The following is a 17034-nucleotide window of genomic DNA, read 5'->3' as shown; positions in this document are numbered from 1 at the left end:
CCATCGGCCATATGGAGACTTTGTCCAAATCGGTTATAAAGCAGATCCGAAAGGTTATTACCGTCATATCCATCAACGGGCAAACGGGATTCGAATTTCGGAGTGGCGCTCAATTGAACCCGATATGGAGTCCTATATAAACAAACAAGCTGGCGTTTATTGTACGCATGATGGATGTTCAATCTTGGACGGGATGTTGACAGCGGAAGAAATGGAAATGATCTCAGACCGAAGACTTCCCGTGCAACAAGTATTCGATAGTGATATGCTCGTCCAGAACTTGCTTGAAGTCGGTAATCGTATCCGAAGCGACGTACATGTACATCAAATTGACGCCAATCAAGGCGCTTATGCTGAACAAATCTTTATGCCCAGTTGGCTGCAACGGAAGCTTCTTTCACTGGGGATCAATAAGCTGTATCAGCACCAAGGAGAAGCCATACAGAACATCCGGGAAGGACGCAATGTCGTTCTCTGTACGAAAACCGCATCGGGAAAATCATTGGCTTACAATGTACCCATTATGGAAAAATTGGTTGCTGATCCGGATGCGTGTGCGCTATATTTGGCTCCGTTCAAAGCATTGGTCGAAGACCAGTTTACCCATTTGAAAGAATGGGCCGATGAGATAGAAGAGCAGGGAAATAAAATTTCGCTTAATGGATTTTCGCGATTCACTGTGAATGGACAACAAATATCTGTTGGACTTCTTCATGGGCAGCGGAACGTTCCGGAGCATATGAGAAAAGATCAGGCGTCTAGCTTCGTGTTCTCTGAGGGGCGCTATTGGCTGACCAACGTTCACTACCTGCACTTAATTCTTCAAAGTGCAAGTTCACCTAAGGGGAAAGGCCCTGGGCTGTTGCGCTTTCTGCAGAATCTTCGGTTTGTTGTTATTGATGAGCTTCATCAATACTCAGGCTTGTTAGGTTCAAAGGTTTCTTTGGTCCTTCGCAGATTAAGAATGTTATGTGACAGGTTGGGGAATAAGAACGTCCAGTTTATTGCCTGCTCGGCTACCATTGCTAATCCAAAGTATCTAGCTGAAGAATTAACAGGAATGCGTGGAATGAAAGGATTTCATGAAATATCGGGAGTACAAGCGCCAGTAAAGAAGAAAGCGATTTTGATGTGGAATCCGGGCTTATCAGACGATGAGCAAAAGAAAAGGGCCGTTGTTTCCGATCTCTATGAGATTCTGCGCACGATCTACAAGGATGGAAGATGGCCGAGAAGTATCATTTTCACAAGCAACCGCCAGCAAGCCCAGCTTTTAAGTCGTGAAATAAACATGATACTGCGCAGCCACCTTCATGATCATGGCGGGCTTTCGGCAGACGAACCACATGAATTTTTTCTGCCGTACCATGCATACCTCACGCAAGAAGTTAAAGAACGAACCATACAAAAACTTGAGCAAGGGGAGATCCTTGGAGTGGTCACTACTAGCGCCCTAGAGGTCGGGATTGATGTGAAGTGTCTGGATGTATGTATCTTACTCGGATACCCTGGCTCCCAGGCTTCTTTTTGGCAGCAGGCTGGACGAGTGGGACGCAGCAGAGACGGTGTGGTGATTATGATGCTTCAGGAAGAGCCATTGCAGCAATACTTTGCCCACAATCCTGAAGAATTCTTTAAGCTCCCGCCTGAATCAGCAGCGATTAATACAACGAATCCCAAGCTATTAAAGGAGCATCTCGCATACGCAGCTCACGAACTGGGAGGAACGTTGACCAATGCTATGAATTATGTTCGCTCTTCGGCGCTTCGCAAGGTGGTTGCGGAAGCAAGCGACCAGTGGCAGCAGATCGAAGGAAAACTCCTCTATCATGGTGAAACGCCAAGATATCAAACTTTGTTTACAATGGGGGCTACTTATACGGTTGTAACCAAGAACGGCTGGAATGAGGACATCTTGTTTCAAAGTGTAGATGAGCGTTCCTTAATAAGAGATTATCACGTGGATGCAGTATTTCTGGGACCTGACAATCGTACCTTCTATAAGGTCAAGTGGGTCAACGGTAAGCAACGCAAAGTGGTTGTGGAGCCGGTAAGAACGGATTATCATACCCGCGGAATTGTTCGCGATAGCATTGAAATCCATGACATAACCAATCCACTGAGAAGTGACGCGGCGATCAAATCCAATCTTGGAAACATCATCGTAAAACGAAGCACATTTGGCTACAAAAAAATCTACAATCACGGCGCAACGCCTCCCGAAACCGTGCAATTGACAAACACATATCCTGTCAGTTTCCAAACCGAGGCGTTTTGGCTGATGTGGGATCACCAAGGAAGGGATGAACTTAAAGGTCTGCTCAATGATGTACTGGATCGCGATACCATTGACTTGGAGACCATGGCTGAGGGAAGCCTTCATGCGGTTGAACATGCCATAGCTTCGGCGATACCGGCCGTTGTAAGGTGCAGTATGGCTGATTTTCAGCACACCTCTTTTTATTCTGGCTCAGCATTGTTTGGAATGCCCGGAATGTTCTTCTACGACAGCCAAGCAGGGGGAGGTTCAGGTATAGTCGAGGTCGTTGCGGAAAAATTCGGGGTTCTCTTGGAGAAAGCCCAACAGATCATTAGCAGCTGTGGTTGTTCGGACGGCTGCCCATCCTGCATTCAGCTGTTTCATTGTGAGAAGCAGAATGAGCCGCTGCATAAGGCTGGGGCTTTGCTGGTTCTTAATCACCTGCAAAAATATTCGGTTTGCAACCATTCATGAGAAACTGATCTTTGAAATTGAAGGGAGGAAACCGTGTCTATGACTTTAATCGATAAGGCAATTGAGTTTGCTGCCGTTGCACATCGGGAACAGCGCCGAAAAGGCACAGAGATACCATACATTAGTCATCCTTATGCTGTGGGCATGATTTTGCAGCGGGCAGGTTGTTCGGAGGAAGTTGTCGCGGCTGGAATTTTGCATGACACGTTGGAAGATACCGATACAACGGAGGAGGATTTACTGGCCTTCTTCGGTCCTAAAGTATTGGAAATCGTAAAAGGCTGCTCAGAACCGGACAAAGGTGCATCATGGGAGGAAAGAAAGCAGCATACGCTCGATGAACTTAAACATGCAACCGTTGCTATTCGGCAGACGTCCTGTGCAGACAAACTACACAATATTCGTTCGATTAAGAGGGACTTGAAGCAGTACGGTGAGGAGGCATGGTCTCGTTTCAAACGAGGACGTGATAGTCAGGAATGGTACTATAAGGGGCTGGTGGAAGGCCTCGGGTACAAATCACGGTTTAAGTTGCTTGAAGAGTCCCGAAATATGAGGCAGACTTCGATCGTCTAGCTAACTATTTGGTGGAACGCGGGATCGAGTTTCAGTCGAATAGTGAAGGGCCAATCATCCTGATCGGCTTCTGCACAGCGCTGATGCAGCTATTGAACTTATATCCGCATGAGATTTATCATCATTTCAATAAATGAAATCGAGGAGATCCAATATGAGCAAAGTATATTTCGGCAAGTTTGACAGTAGAAGACCGCATCAAATCCAAGAGAAGTATTACGCCGCCGGCGCCAAGGAGAGTACCTGGTACGGAGGGATCGAACCGGGGGATTTCGTGTTTGTGGTGACCAATGCCAACGTAATTGCGTTATGGAAAGTGAGGGAATATGGGCATAAGGTAAATCCTATTAATCCGTCGGATACAGGTGTTGTTTTTTTCGAAGAAATCAAGCGGTTTCCGCATCCTGTACCCGTCGTGCAATTTATTAAAAGTCCATATTTCAATTTGGATCTCAACTTGCTTAATAAAATTAACAAAGCTACTCCAGGTCACGGTTTCTTTCCCATTGAGACAACCTCGGCGTTTCCCATGGAAAACTGGGATCAGCTTTCTTTTACATCGGTTCGTCGTTATTACGTCACACTAAGTTCTCAACTCCCGCCAGTTGCAGAAAACGACATCATGGTTGTAATCGACAATCTCGTAACATCAAGAATAGTCGGGATATTGGAATGGAAGAATGGACAATCCCAACCTTATGCCAGTTTGCAGAAACTGTACGAGGACAAAAATTCCGTCAATGAACGGTATACATTGCTACAGTTGCTTGAATTTGCCGAAGAGGAAGCGCCGATTAAACGTAACTATTTGAAAAGCGTCCTGAATGAATTGGAAAAGCAAGGTTATTTTGTAGTGGATAATCCTATTCGCCTTTATGACAACGTCTTGGTTGGCCGCCGCAAGACACCGATCAGCAAACCGAATATGGAAGTTGGAACTGATGGGAAAACGCCAATCACGCATGCGTTAGAATCTTCGGATGTCGAGGACGCGCCGGAATTGTTTGAACAATACCGTGCGTATGCTGAGTTGCTGGATTTCAACCCCAATTTGATTTTATACGGACCGCCGGGAACAGGGAAGACGTTCGCTACGAAGAACATCATTGAAGCGTTTGAGTATACATTCAGTAAAAGATATATCCCGTTCGTCCAAGTTGAACGGGAAGAACGGGTACGTTTCATCACTTTCCACCAGTCCTACTCGTATGAGGAATTTATTGAGGGTATTCGCCCCCAATTGGAAGAAGACATGAAGCAAGACGAAGCAGGTGGTGAGATTCGGTACCGCGTGGAGCCTGGCGTTCTGAAAAAGATGGTGGAAGACGCGTCAGCACAAATTATCAAAGCGGAATCTGAGTCCTCCGGTATTTCGGGAGCCGAGTTCATACATTCGGGATCCCGGGTCTGGAAAGTATCGCTCGGCCGCCGCAACAGCGATCACATTTACAACCAATGTAAAGCGGGCAAACAAATAGCGGTCGATTTTCTCGATCACATCGACCTTACAGACAAATCATATGACGAAATTTATTCCTTGCTTGAGAATGAGCGGGATGATGGGGCTCAAAAGCCTACAATGGATGCCAATACGCTAGATACTCTCATTAACCAAATGGAACGAGGTGATATCGTATTTGTCTATGATGGCCCTCGGACGATTCGGGATATTGGTGTGATAACAGGGGATTATGCTTACAGAAAGGGACATGTGGCGCCACATGTCCGGCCGGTTGCGTGGTTGAAAGAATTTACGGACCCCGCGGATATTTACGATATGAACGGCGGAGTAAGTCTTACTCTCAAAACGATTTACGAGCTTCCCCGAATTCACATGTCCGACGTTCAGAAATTGATCGGTATTTCCAACGATATAAATAAAACGGTTAAGACACAGCAGCATCAGCAAAAACCATACTATTTGATCATCGATGAAATCAACCGAGGTAACATCTCTAAAATCTTTGGCGAACTGATAACATTGATTGAAAAGGACAAAAGGCAAACGGTCAGCACGATCTTGCCCTATTCCAAAAAGCCTTTCTCGTTGCCTAGGAACCTGTATATTATCGGTACGATGAATACTTCCGATCGATCGATCGCGATGCTGGATACCGCGCTAAGAAGACGGTTCGTATTCGCGGAAATGGAACCAGATTATGCGGTTTTCGAACAAAATACAGCAAAAGTGGGCTCGGTGGAACTTGCAAGTCTTTTGCGCAGCCTTAACGAAAAAATATCGGAGAAGCTGGATCGAGACCATCGGATCGGCCACGCCTATTTGATGGATGTTTTAACGATCGATGATCTTTTTAAGAGCTGGTATTATAAAATTTTGCCATTAATCGCTGAATACTTCTACAACGATGTCGCTGCTATTCAGTCGGTTGTTGGAACCAAGTTCTTCGAGAAATCCGGAAGCATGCGGTTCTTAAGCACGCAGCCTTCCGATAAAGATACGGTTTCCGACTTCGAGAAGGCCTTGTTGACCCTCTATAAAGGAATAGAAGACTGATGCCGAAACTCATCACCGTCTTTGAAGACAGGTATTCGTTGGAACCAATCTCGAATGAACATAGGATGGAATTATCTTCGTTGGAGTCCATTTGGGGAAGGCAAAATATTAGCTTCAGTGTAGATAACCGAGTGCTGCTAAGGAAGTATGTTGGATTTATCGCCACTCCTTCCTTGCAGCTACAGATTCTGCCCAAACTTTATGAAGATGCGGCATCCGCTGAAGACTTCGAAGAGGAAAAACGTTCGTCCGTTCGGATGCTGTTCCGTTTGCTGGCATCTAGCGGGTTCCTTTCAGTCAAAGATATTCCGGAACCTCAACTTATAGCGGCTATGAACGGAGATTTGCTGGAGATTTTCATTCACATTTTCATTAAGAGGTTCTTGGAACTCTTTCAGAAGCAAATTCATCGTCAATATGAAGATTTTGAGGGCAACCTGGCCTTCATTAGAGGAAGGATCCTTTTTCAGCGGCAGTTGCTCAGGAATGGGGGATTTAAGCATAAGCATTATGTTAGTTATCAGGAATTCACGGAAGACAATCTGCTTAACCAAATCATTAAAGCCACAATGATTTCACTTAGAACATTGACGAAAAACGAGGAAAACAAAACTAGTTTGAGCCATGCGCTTTTGCTTTTAGAGGATATCTGTCCCATCCGGCTTACCGAATCGATGTTCCAAAGAGTACGATTCAATCGGTTAAACGAAGACTATCGGCCGGTGTTTGAACTCGCTAAGATGTTTTACCTTAACCGTCAACCTGGGGTCCATGCGGGCGACGAGCGTACCTTTACCTTTTTGATCCCATTGAATCAATTATTTGAGTTCTCGTTATATCAATGGTTGGATAAAGGGTTATCTTCGGATGATTGGGTGGTCCGTTATCAGACGCCACAACGTTACTTGGATGCTGAAAAAGAGGTTTTTCTGCTCAGACCCGATATTACTATCGCATGCAGCCGAGCAGGATCAGACACGCCAATCGAAATGATTGTAGATGCGAAATATAAAAATCCCATTTCTGAAGAGAATACTCGACTTTCGGAGTCGGATGTTTACCAAATGTTGGCCTACGCAGTCCGTTATCAATGCAATCGGTTGTTTCTGGTATACCCAGTTTTCCGTGCGAATAAATATTTCCAGAATCCGCTAGCAACCTATTTGATACATAACGGAAATCAGGAGATCCGGATATCAGCTCTTCATATTGACATTGCTTCCGAAGACCTGGATCAAATACAAAAAGAGTTCATAAAGTTAATATGCCATTTTTTTGAGAGTTAAGAAGGGAGCATGAAATGAAAGTTCCGGAAGAGGCTAGTCCTTATGAGATACGAGAACTAGCCGAGCAACAGTGACCTTTGCTATTATTGATTTCAAAGCACATCCACTATATAATAAATTTGTTCCTTCTATCGCTTCTGTTCCCAACGGAAGCCTAATGAGTGGCCATCCTCTGGCCCAAATCATGTCCTCGCGGGACAGTTAATTGATACCATTTCCTCGAGCCAGGTGCTTTCGGTATCCAATTCCCTTTATGGTGATTAATTACAACACGGGAGTAGTCTGTCCTTGTGTACTATAATTGTTCAAATAATGAACCCGAATGAAGCATGTTTTCTTTGCTTTCTTCGGGTTCTTTTTGTTGTTATTCAATTAGAGTTGAGCACGCGTCGTTCAACAGCTTGGCAGCGTCAACTGGAGGAACATATCGCAAAGTTGTCGACAGCTGCTTATGGCGTAGTTGTCGTTTTATAGCGATAATGTCAATCCCGCTGCTCTGCATCAAGTATGCCGTTGTATGTCGAAAACTATGGGCAGTGACTGTCTTTTGTATACCGGCCTCTAGGCAAAGATTCTTGATGATTCGGTTTAATGCTGCTTTTGTTAGTGGTCGATTGTTTTCAAAGAAAACCTCGGAATGTCCGGAATTCCGCCATTCTTCTACAACCGGATGATGCAAATAACGCTCCAACTCAACAACGAGGGAATCGGGCATATAAACGACTTCGGAGGAGGTTTTCTGCCCTTTGTTAACCAGAATAACCTTGCGCTCAAAATCAATCTGTTCGTACGTTAGCTGTATAATCTCCCTGTTTCGAAGAGCGGTCGTTGACATTAGCAATATGAGGATGTAGAACTTCCGGACAAATGGATCGGCTTTAAGCGCTGCTTGAAATAATCGTTGACATTCACCAATGGAGAGGGAACGATCTATTATTCGGCGTTCATAATACGGATTCGGAAAATTCTTCATGGGGTTTTGTTTAATCATCCCAAGACCGTGAAGTAACGTGAAAAAATGTTTCAGGTAAACAATGTTATTGAAGATAGTATTCTTGCTTGCCTGAAACCTCTTCTTGAGAAACTGGATATAACCGTCAATACATTCAGTATCGATCGGGCGATAAGTCTCGGATTCAGTATCATAATAAAATTTATCGAAATCCAGCTCTCCCTCAAAGTCTAAGCTCAGATATTGTTCAAATTTCATGAATTGGCGACTATAAGCGTAAATTGCAGAATCCTTGAGATGGGTATGTTTTTTCCAGTTGGCATAGTAAGGGGAATCCAATAACAAACGTTTCATTTGTTCTCCAACCTTTCTCTAATTTTTTGAATAATCTCTTGGGCAAATGGGTGTTTGTTAATGGCGTCACGAAGTTGATCATCGAAAAGCCGCAAGTACTTCATCGTGCTGTCGATCGACTCGTGACCTAGAAGTTTTGAGAGGGTGTATATATCGATCCCTGCTTCAAGGCCTTGAACGGCAAAAGAATGACGAAAAGAGTGAGGACCTAAACGATCTTTGTCTTCCTCTTTTATCGACCGAGACTCGCGAATAATACGTTTCATAAATTGCTGAATGGCTCTAGATGTGATGGGTTTATCCCCGGCAGTGCTTGAAAAGATATAGAGCCTTTGATAATCGGAATCTGGCATCACCTCGCGAGCGCGACTGTATTTTTTCTCTATAAAATCTGTGAGCATCATTAAGGCGAGCTCGTTGATTTTTCGGACTTTCTTGGTATTCTCAGCCCCTTTGGGTGTTACCTTGATTGTTTGAGTATCAGGAGTGATATCACCGATCCTTAGATGGCAGAGCTCGTTTATGCGAATTCCACTCCCAAGGAAAGTCCAGATAATTGCAGTGTAAAGGCTATCGTGGTTACGAGATTGAGCGATCTGCAAGATTTCCGCGATCTGCACTTTAGTAAAGGCTCTTGGTGCGTCATCGTTTGACCATCGAACGCGTAGTATAGTCTTCAAGTCCCCGAGATCCTGATGACCAAAGAATATTTTGTATGTGGTCTTTATGAAGGTTCGAAGAAAGGAAGACTTCTTGGCTTTTGTATTAGGATCCTCATTAAGCTTAATATAGTCGGACAAGAATTCGCCGTTTGATACCTTTTCAAACTGCGGATCGTCGCCAAACTTTTCCTTCACATGTTGCTGGAAAAGTTTCATCTCTGACCGATACGTTGTTTGCGTGGTCCGGCTAAGTCCAGAAAACTTGCTGCTTTGATAGAAAGCATCAACGGCTTCGAGAAATGAAACGTTCCGCACTGCCGGGGGCATATTAGGTTTTGTCTGTGTCTGGACAGGCAAGGTTTCCATAACTTGCCGCATTTTCTCTGGACCATAAAGACATAACAGCTGATTCAGTTGTTCTTTAAGTTCGGTATACTTTGTATCGTTGATTACTTTAGGCATGGGAACCTCCTCAGTAATTGATTTTGTTTACAGCACTTGTTAATTGATTGGGGCTCCGGTGGACGTAACGTGCAGTATTTTCTGGCCGATCATGCCTTGCCAAGTACATAAGCAATTGTGACGGGCAATCTGTACGTTCTGACAACCTGCTGATGAAAGTGTGCCTCAGTAAATGGGGCCCCCCTGGATATTTCCATCCCGAGACAAAAGAATAAAGTTTGTACTGTGCCCTTAATTTGCGAATAGTTGATTGGCTGTTGTTTCCAAACAGATGGACATCCTGACTTTTGTTGACAACAAGCTTTTGAAAGTAATTCTGTAGCGGATCAGGTAAGGGTAGAATGGCCGATTTCTCGTTTTTTCCGAAGACAGAGATGGTTCTATTCTCGACATTGATATCCTGATAGCGAATGTTAGCAACTTCATGAATTCGCAAACCGAGACAAAGCATCAACCCAAAGGCTGCCAGTTCCAATGTGGGATGATCAGAATAGAGTTGGATATTATGAAAAAAACACTGGAGTTCAGCATCTGTTGGTAACTCGCGATAATAGTATCTCTCGTACGGGATTCCTGTAACATCCATTGTTATGTCTTTAGCAAGCCAGCCCAATTTATAGAGGTTAGCCAGAAGGAATCGGATATCGTAAAAACAATTGCTAACCGTTTGCTTGATATAGATCCCTTTCTTTTCTAAACGAAGTAAATATTGCTTGAATTCGAGTAGATGCTCCTCAGTAACTAATGACAATGGTAATTCGTCGCATGAAGTGCTCTGGAACTGAACGTATGTTTTATTCAACCAGTTTAAAAATAGGGCGTAACTGATTTTATATTTACCGTTAACGCTTTTTTCCTTGACTCCTGAACGGTGTAAATCTTTAATATGCGCAGTGATAGCGGGATGATTTATATCTTGAGTCCTCTTTTTTGTAGAAATACCGTTTGTTGATTTCTTTAATTCGAACCCATTAGAGATTAATTTTCGAGCTATTGCTAGAATCATGTCACGTTGAACGAAATTGTAGGAAGAATGCTCAATGAAATTAATAAGTGCATCTTTATTTGCCAATTCTTTGTTTTGAATGGATCTAGCATCAAGCCCATAACGGGTTTTAAAAAAATCAATGAGCTCTAGTGCGTATTCCATCAAAGAAAAGTAACTGGTGGATTTGATCGACTTTTTATTATCAAGGTAATCCAGTAGCACGGGGGCAAAGATTTTGCCTTGAATCTGGGTTGAAAAGATCCATTCATTTAATGCAAGAGAACCACTTTCTGGTGAACATATCTCGACGTCCTCTTCAGGCCAACGAAATGCATACATAGTATTCAAGAACAACAGCACCTTCTTCCAACTTAAGCTCTTAATATCATGATTGCCAGTTGGGGTGGATTCTAAACATTCTTGCGAAGTAGAGTTCGCATAAGAAGCATTCGGCGAGATAGTTTTCGCATTTTGCTTCCAATGATTTGATTTGAATAAATCCCTAACTTCCTGATCGCTATCCATCTACATCTCTCCTCAGATTCTGTTTCTATCTTCGACCGCTCAGACCGCAGTTTTTGCTTAGAAAGGAGGTGGGGTCTGGTGACGCTCATCATTGATGTAAAGGTATCATTTGCTTTAATTTCTGTCCCTGGTGCTCCACATTTGGAGCAAAACGCGTTGGATTATTGGGTTTCGCGAGGATTATGGTCGGAAGTAACAAGAATCTGCTCCATTTGTGGAGAGATGACGATGGATGCCTAGATCGGGATTAAGATGATGGAGGGCAGAGCCTAGGTTGAAGAAGAAGGATGATCTTCAACAATGGCTTTATAAATTCCTCCGTGATGAAATAGATGAAATTACTTATATCAGCAGGCATGATAGAGACTGGTATGAGGTTAAGCAACTGGCAGCTACAGACCCTCTAATTTTCAGAATTCTGCTGCGAAAGCTCTCCTTGCCTTATCGTCGGAAAGCATTGATTCAGGCTTTTGGCTTAGGGACAGTGGAGCTAAGAACACTCTTGCTGGGAGATTTTTCGGAATCTTCTTCAACGATTTCTGACCTATACCATCCAGTGAAGTATAGAAGGAGATTTAGCAACGAGCTGCTGGCCCAATTCGGAATCATCCACCGTGTTCCTTTTGATTGGGTTTATAAGGATGGGGCTGTTGTGGAGCGATGGAACTTCAAAAATTATGATTTTAGCGGGATAGCTTTAACTCATATGAAAGACATGATCCCGTTATTGAGAATGGCTGAAGAACGAAATAGACAAGTGAATGGATATGCCATCCAGACAAGCACGGATCAAGAATGTTACATCCGTTTGGAATCACGAGCGGATGTGATCGTCGTTGATCTTTATCAAGCTGACTTATTGAGTTTGGACCAACTCATGTCCGGGCTAAAATCGACGCCCTTCATTTGGACTGGCTTCATTACCCAATCCGTTGTACCTGGGTACCGGTACTGGACATTCATAGGTGCTGAAGATGATTCAGCTATTGCCCGGGTCATGGAAGCAGAGTTCAAGTATATCCAAAACAATTTCCACTTGTGATAGGACAATCTGCCGACGGAATAAGGTGTATTGAGGTGAAAAGTATGGAGCGGATGCCGACAATCAAAATCGTATATGTGCCTCATACTTTATGCAGTGAATCGGCTAAAGTCTCAAACACCTTATCCGCCGCGGAAGCCAAAAATGCCGTTATCGATTACATCCTAAAGCGTTTGATCCTAAAGCCGACTGAATAAGCCGGTTTTTTTGTTTCTCTCTTTGTCCATACTGGAAAGTAATAATGAAAGAAAGGAGCAGAGCGAACCCCCATGTATACTGCCATCTATCCCCGGGTTTCGACTGGGATGCAAGCCTCAGAGGGCACAAGCCTAGATGCCCAAGTTGAAATCTGTATGCGGAAAGCGAAGGACTTGGGAATTCCCGAATCTATGATCAAGGTGTATCGTGAGGAAGGATTCACGGGAGAAGATATTGATCGGCCTGCGATGAATGAATTCAGGCAAGATGTGGCGCAAGGTCTGGTCCGTCGCTTGATTGTTACTCATCCCGACCGTTTGACCCGGGACTTAACGGATAAATTAATTCTTTGCAGAGAGCTGGAGCGGAGCAATATCGAGTTGGTGTTCGTAGATACGGAGTACCGGAATACGCCGGAGGGACAGCTTTTCTTCAACCTGATGAGTTCCATCGCGCAATACGAGTTGTCTCTAATCAAGAAGCGGACGGTACGCGGAAGGCTTAAAGCAGTGGAGAAAGATAAGAAGATCATGCCCATGCGTGTGGCCCCCTACGGATATGACCTTCAAGCGAATAGCCTGATCATCAATGAGCAGGAAGCTGAATTTGTCCGTAAAATGTACCAGTGGTATGTGCATGACAACTATACGCTTCGTGAAATCGGGGATCGCCTCTATTCCCTAGGGGCGGTACCCAAACGAGGAGAAAGCCGGAATTGGAGTGCCAGTTCTATTCGAAGGGTTCTTACTTCAGAGGTATACATTGGGAAGTTCTATTACAACCGGAGAGAAACCCGGAAGATTCGCGGAGAGAAAACCAAGAACGGTACACCGAGAAAAACCTATGCTTTTCGCGAGGAGAAGGATTGGATCGAGGTATCCGTACCAAGCATCATCGACCCATATCTGTTCGAATTAGCCCAGGTGCAGAAAGAGAAAAATATGAAACGCTCAGGAAATGTAAAGTATGAGTACTTGTTGAAATCGATGATTCGCTGCGGCCATTGCGGAAGAATGTGGCAAGCTACAACTTATACGGGGCGGGTAAATAAGGCGACGGGAGAAAAGATCCGTTACACCTGCTACAGATGCCCGAATCTATTTCCCAAGAAGTACGGTGAAGGGGTTGAGAAGTGCCCTACTCAAACGTTACGAGCCGATATGCTGGACCATTACGTCTGGAAGCTGATTCTGGAGACACTGTCTAATCCTGATGATTATATGAAGCGGCTGCAAAACAAAGCCAATGAAATTAATCTGGAGCTTCAATCCGCCGCCGACCATATCAGACGTCAACTGGATCAGAAGGAAAAGGAGAAGGAAAAGATCAAAATCATGTTCAAACGAGAGGTCATTGATGAGCAGGAGATGCTCTCCGAAATGAAAAAGATCAATACAGGTCTGAAGTCGTTGGAGCAAGAGCTTGCCGGGTACGAAAAGCAGTTGTCAGAACAAGCGGAGAAGGAAATATCGGCCAATCGGATTGCCGAGGTCTCCAAGGCTGTCCGAAACTTTATCGAGAGCGCCGGCGACGAGCTTACCCTTGAGGAGAAGCGACACATCGTGGAGACCTTGGTGGATGAGGTGATCATTCGCTACGATGGGAACGAAGTACAGATTACAGCGGTCGGGGCACTTGATGAGTTGAAACGCCAACCGTTTATTCCGCATGAAAGTGACGTCGTTTCGTGTTCACAACCTCAAGAAGTTCGACAATACTGGCGAAGACTCGGAAGACCTCATATCCATCGGAACGATCGGTCTGATCAAGGCGATTGAGAGCTTCCAGAGCGGAAAAGGCACGAAGCTGGCGACATTCGCGGCCCGCTGCATCGAGAACGAGATCCTCATGCATCTCCGCTCGCTGAAGAAAACGCGCAAGGACGTCTCCCTGCACGATCCGATCGGTACGGACAAAGAGGGCAATGAAATCACGCTGATCGATATTCTCGGCTCGGAGCATGACGATGTCGTGGAGAAGGTGCAGCTCAAGATCGAGAAATCGAAGATCTACAAAAATCTGGACATTCTCGACGAGCGGGAGCGGGAAGTGGTGATGGCCCGGTTCGGGCTGGAGCATGGCGGCGAGGAGCGGACGCAGCGGGAGATCGCCAAGGAGCTGGGCATCAGCCGGAGCTATGTATCGCGGATCGAGAAGCGGGCGCTCATGAAGCTGTACCATGAGTTTTACAAGGCGAAGAAATAGGCCGATTGGATTCAGACTGCTTTTTTCATGAGCAGTCTGTTTTATTTTCGGGTCGTTTAATGCGGCTGAAATTCGAGAATACCGATCAGGAACTAATCGCCCTTTTGCTGTCGAAACGGTCGGAAAGACGCCGCCTAGGCTCGTCTTCTGCTTCTGATCCAGGTGACGACCGCATGAAGGAGCAGCAGCAGCACACCGGCCTCGATGGCATGATCGGCCACGTTGAGAATGCCGCCCGAGCGCACCAGGAAGTCCGTCACTCGTCCGAACAGGAGGCGGTCTATTCCATTGCCTGCAGCTCCGCCGACGAGGAATCCGAAGCTGGCTTCCAGAAGCAGGGATCTCTTCTCCAGGGTACGGCGATGATGCAGGATGACGACGACGAACAGCAGGGCGGCAAATCCGAACAGCGTTCCATATCCCTGGAACAGGCTTCCGGCCATGCCGCTGTTCTCATAGCGGCTAATTTGGAGCGGCCCCCACGGGAACGATTCTCCGACCTCGACATGGCTGCGGATCAGCCACTTGGTTGCTTGATCCAGCATGAATGCCAATACCGCAATGCCATAGAACAGCATAACCGACCTTCTTTCGTTTTAAGCTTCTTTCATTTTAGATCAATGACGCAAGCTTTGTCTCCATCGGCCTCTTCTCGACGACGGCATGTCCAAGAATCCGGGGAGCAACCCCAAAAAGCAGAGTTTTATCTCTCATTTGATCCTCCTTCGATAATGAAGAGCATCGCTTTGATAAAAGAATGCACTTCAAATATTTGTGAGAAACCTACCGATTTACTAGAAGATGGAAGCAACACTTTCTTCCAAATAATAACCATACTCCACATGCTCCTCATCCTTGTTGTCCCCAAAACTTGTTTTACGACATCAAAAAGACTACGGCGAAAACGCCGTCCTATCGGGCATATCCTTGGCACGGCCCGGATGAACAGCATTCTTTCGGCTGCGCCGATCTTAGGCAGCATCCTTACGACGCTATTATCAAGTTTCACTGCAACACTCTGCACCATCAATCGTCTATATGTAAAAAATGGAAAGTGGTGACTCAAACCTTGCGACGAATGATGACGAAATTATTGATGTGCGCCGGACTGTTTGTTTCTGTTGTCCTTCCGTATCCGGTCAGCGATGCTCAGGCATCGATAGCTGAACTGCCGATCATTGAAAATGACGCGGCCGTGTTTCAATTGATCCCGCACAAAATATCGGCGAAATTGAACAAGCCAGCCTTCTCGTTGGATTCGAAGTCCTTGAAAGCTTCTCCGCTGCTCATGAAGAACGGGAACCTCTATGTGCCGATCAAGTGGCTGGAGCTGGCGCATGTCGGAAGGATCATGAAAAGCACAAAAACGGATAGTTATTGGGTCGAGTTCAACCCCGAACATCCCACTGCCTTTTCAACCATTCATTTCAAGCCTGACAGCTCCAGGCTATATATGGAATGGAACGGAAAACTTTCCGTGCTCGATGACCTGAAGAAGATTTTGCCGCCGTTCATGAAAAGCAATACGCTGTATGTTCCGGTTTCAATGTTGCCGCGGATGGGCATCAACGCCAACTGGAGCCAAGGGATTTTGCAGCTGACGTGGAGCGAGAAGTCAGCAAAGGTTCTGCACCCTGCCTATACGACAGATGCGGGCCGCATCACATTTAGTGCATTGGTACAGAAAGAGTACGGGCGTGTTTATTTAATGCAAAGCATGGGATTTGGCGGAATGACCAGCGTTGAGATGGGCGCAATCGGCTCCTTAAAAGGGACCGAGAAGACGATCGACAAGTCGATCAAAATTGGGAATCGTGAATTCAGCCGGGTCGAGTTTTCCGTTGATCTCCGTCCAGGACCGAATCCGCTGCAGATTTATTACAACGACAATCCGTCGGCAGACATCATCGTCAATCGGATCGTCAAGGATCCATCCTTGATTCCTATCCGATATGTTCATGATACTTATACGGATAATATCGTGTTCAATAAGCCGACACAAGGCTACCTGCGGGTACTGGCTGGAGAAGCCATAGAGATCAGCGGATCTGTCAGTGCGGATGAGGATATTCGGAGTCAGGTTGTTGGATTTCAATTGACAAGGTTTCAGAATGGAGACTATCAGACAAGCGGCAAAAAAACAGTCGTGCAGATGAACGAGAATAGAGAATTCAGCGGCTCGATCGCAATCAATGAGCCCGGCAATTATTTGATCAATATCCTTAGTCCGGACGTGTTCGCAGGGGGGATGACATCGCCGTACGCCCCGACTAAATGGGCGGAGATTGCGGTTGAAGTACGGCCGAAAGGCAAGTAGCTGGAAAAGCGATTAAGTATGCGCTGCAGGGTTGTCCATTAGGATAGCCGGTCCCGCTTGGGGGCCGGCTTTTTGTTTTAAGGCGGCGCTTATGTCGGAGCGGAATCCGCTTCTTATTGATGGCATTCGCCTGTTGCCGAGAGAGTGATTGCAATCCTGTCGTCTTGCCGGCCAGCCGGACGGCGCGGGTCCATGGCCCGCATGTACCGATCATCGCT

13 protein-coding genes are annotated in these 17034 nt (G+C 45.5%); 9 read left to right on the top strand and 4 right to left on the bottom strand.

Going from position 1 to position 17034, the window contains the following annotated elements; all coding sequences use genetic code 11:
* Positions 1-193 precede the first annotated feature (193 nt).
* The 4 genes from ACLBWT_RS03190 to ACLBWT_RS03175 all read left to right on the top strand — a co-directional run bounded on the left by ACLBWT_RS03190 (position 194) and on the right by ACLBWT_RS03175 (position 7111).
* Positions 194-2734 carry a DEAD/DEAH box helicase gene (locus ACLBWT_RS03190; RefSeq protein ID WP_447661689.1) on the top strand — a complete coding sequence of 847 codons (2541 nt, stop codon included), beginning with the start codon at positions 194-196 and terminating at the stop codon, positions 2732-2734.
* A gap of 39 nt (positions 2735-2773) precedes the next feature.
* Positions 2774-3310 (top strand): HD domain-containing protein, encoded by a 537-nt coding sequence (locus ACLBWT_RS03185; protein WP_028537358.1) that lies wholly within the window; start codon positions 2774-2776, stop codon positions 3308-3310.
* Positions 3311-3464: 154 nt separating this feature from the next.
* Positions 3465-5825, top strand: a complete 2361-nt coding sequence (locus ACLBWT_RS03180; RefSeq protein WP_212949685.1) for an AAA family ATPase — start codon at positions 3465-3467, stop codon at positions 5823-5825.
* Positions 5825-7111: an McrC family protein gene (locus ACLBWT_RS03175; RefSeq protein ID WP_023554867.1), complete on the top strand. Its 1287-nt coding sequence runs from the start codon at positions 5825-5827 to the stop codon at positions 7109-7111. Before ACLBWT_RS03180 ends, ACLBWT_RS03175 begins: the two co-directional genes overlap by 1 nt.
* Positions 7112-7475: 364 nt before the next feature.
* On the opposite strand, the gene ACLBWT_RS03170 is transcribed toward ACLBWT_RS03175, so the two are convergent.
* From ACLBWT_RS03170 to ACLBWT_RS03160, 3 genes are read right to left on the bottom strand one after another with little or no spacing between them, the layout of a single operon-like run.
* Positions 7476-8417 (bottom strand): tyrosine-type recombinase/integrase, encoded by a 942-nt coding sequence (locus ACLBWT_RS03170; RefSeq protein ID WP_201318271.1) that lies wholly within the window; start codon positions 8415-8417, stop codon positions 7476-7478.
* Positions 8414-9541 carry a tyrosine-type recombinase/integrase gene (locus ACLBWT_RS03165; RefSeq protein ID WP_201318272.1) on the bottom strand — a complete coding sequence of 376 codons (1128 nt, stop codon included), beginning with the start codon at positions 9539-9541 and terminating at the stop codon, positions 8414-8416. Before ACLBWT_RS03165 ends, ACLBWT_RS03170 begins: the two co-directional genes overlap by 4 nt.
* A 10-nt stretch (positions 9542-9551) precedes the next feature.
* Positions 9552-11054, bottom strand: a complete 1503-nt coding sequence (locus ACLBWT_RS03160) for a tyrosine-type recombinase/integrase (RefSeq protein ID WP_447661611.1) — start codon at positions 11052-11054, stop codon at positions 9552-9554.
* A 78-nt stretch (positions 11055-11132) separates the two neighbouring features.
* Between ACLBWT_RS03160 and ACLBWT_RS03155 the strand changes: the two genes are divergently transcribed.
* The 4 genes from ACLBWT_RS03155 (at position 11133) to sigK (ending at position 14499) form a co-directional block, all read left to right on the top strand.
* Positions 11133-11294: a hypothetical protein gene (locus ACLBWT_RS03155; RefSeq protein WP_240269551.1), complete on the top strand. Its 162-nt coding sequence runs from the start codon at positions 11133-11135 to the stop codon at positions 11292-11294.
* 34 nt (positions 11295-11328) lie between these two features.
* On the top strand, positions 11329-12096 hold the full coding sequence (locus ACLBWT_RS03150) for a hypothetical protein (protein WP_240269554.1): 768 nt from the start codon (positions 11329-11331) through the stop codon (positions 12094-12096).
* Positions 12097-12365: 269 nt separating this feature from the next.
* Complete coding sequence (locus ACLBWT_RS03145; RefSeq protein ID WP_447661610.1) at positions 12366-14072, top strand: recombinase family protein; 1707 nt, start codon at positions 12366-12368, stop codon at positions 14070-14072.
* A complete protein-coding gene (gene sigK / locus ACLBWT_RS03140) occupies positions 13963-14499 on the top strand; it encodes an RNA polymerase sporulation sigma factor SigK (protein WP_447661609.1) in 537 nt (178 codons plus the stop codon). Before ACLBWT_RS03145 ends, sigK begins: the two co-directional genes overlap by 110 nt.
* 134 nt (positions 14500-14633) lie before the next feature.
* Here sigK and lspA read toward each other — a convergent pair whose 3' ends face one another.
* A complete protein-coding gene (gene lspA / locus ACLBWT_RS03135) occupies positions 14634-15077 on the bottom strand; it encodes a signal peptidase II (RefSeq protein WP_447661608.1) in 444 nt (147 codons plus the stop codon).
* Between the two features lie 293 nt (positions 15078-15370).
* On the opposite strand from lspA, the gene ACLBWT_RS03130 reads away from it, so the two are divergent.
* Entirely contained in the window at positions 15371-16816 is a 1446-nt protein-coding gene (locus tag ACLBWT_RS03130; protein ID WP_447661607.1) for a hypothetical protein, read from the top strand.
* Positions 16817-17034: the final 218 nt, after the last annotated feature.

The sequence above is a fragment of the Paenibacillus sp. D51F genome (assembly GCF_053345695.1).
Note: the sequence above shows the minus strand (reverse complement) of the source record. Positions and strands in the feature narration are given on the sequence as shown.

Excerpts from the sequence above, each read along its gene's own strand:
- ACLBWT_RS03190 (WP_447661689.1), top strand. The coding sequence starts at position 194 with ATGTTGACAGCGGAAGAAATGGAAATGATCTCAGACCGAAGACTTCCC.
- ACLBWT_RS03185 (WP_028537358.1), top strand. The coding sequence starts at position 2,774 with ATGACTTTAATCGATAAGGCAATTGAGTTTGCTGCCGTTGCACATCGG.
- ACLBWT_RS03180 (WP_212949685.1), top strand. The coding sequence starts at position 3,465 with ATGAGCAAAGTATATTTCGGCAAGTTTGACAGTAGAAGACCGCATCAA.
- ACLBWT_RS03175 (WP_023554867.1), top strand. The coding sequence starts at position 5,825 with ATGCCGAAACTCATCACCGTCTTTGAAGACAGGTATTCGTTGGAACCA.
- ACLBWT_RS03170 (WP_201318271.1), bottom strand. The coding sequence starts at position 8,417 with ATGAAACGTTTGTTATTGGATTCCCCTTACTATGCCAACTGGAAAAAA.
- ACLBWT_RS03165 (WP_201318272.1), bottom strand. The coding sequence starts at position 9,541 with ATGCCTAAAGTAATCAACGATACAAAGTATACCGAACTTAAAGAACAA.
- ACLBWT_RS03160 (WP_447661611.1), bottom strand. The coding sequence starts at position 11,054 with ATGGATAGCGATCAGGAAGTTAGGGATTTATTCAAATCAAATCATTGG.
- ACLBWT_RS03145 (WP_447661610.1), top strand. The coding sequence starts at position 12,366 with ATGTATACTGCCATCTATCCCCGGGTTTCGACTGGGATGCAAGCCTCA.
- sigK (WP_447661609.1), top strand. The coding sequence starts at position 13,963 with ATGAAAGTGACGTCGTTTCGTGTTCACAACCTCAAGAAGTTCGACAAT.
- lspA (WP_447661608.1), bottom strand. The coding sequence starts at position 15,077 with ATGCTGTTCTATGGCATTGCGGTATTGGCATTCATGCTGGATCAAGCA.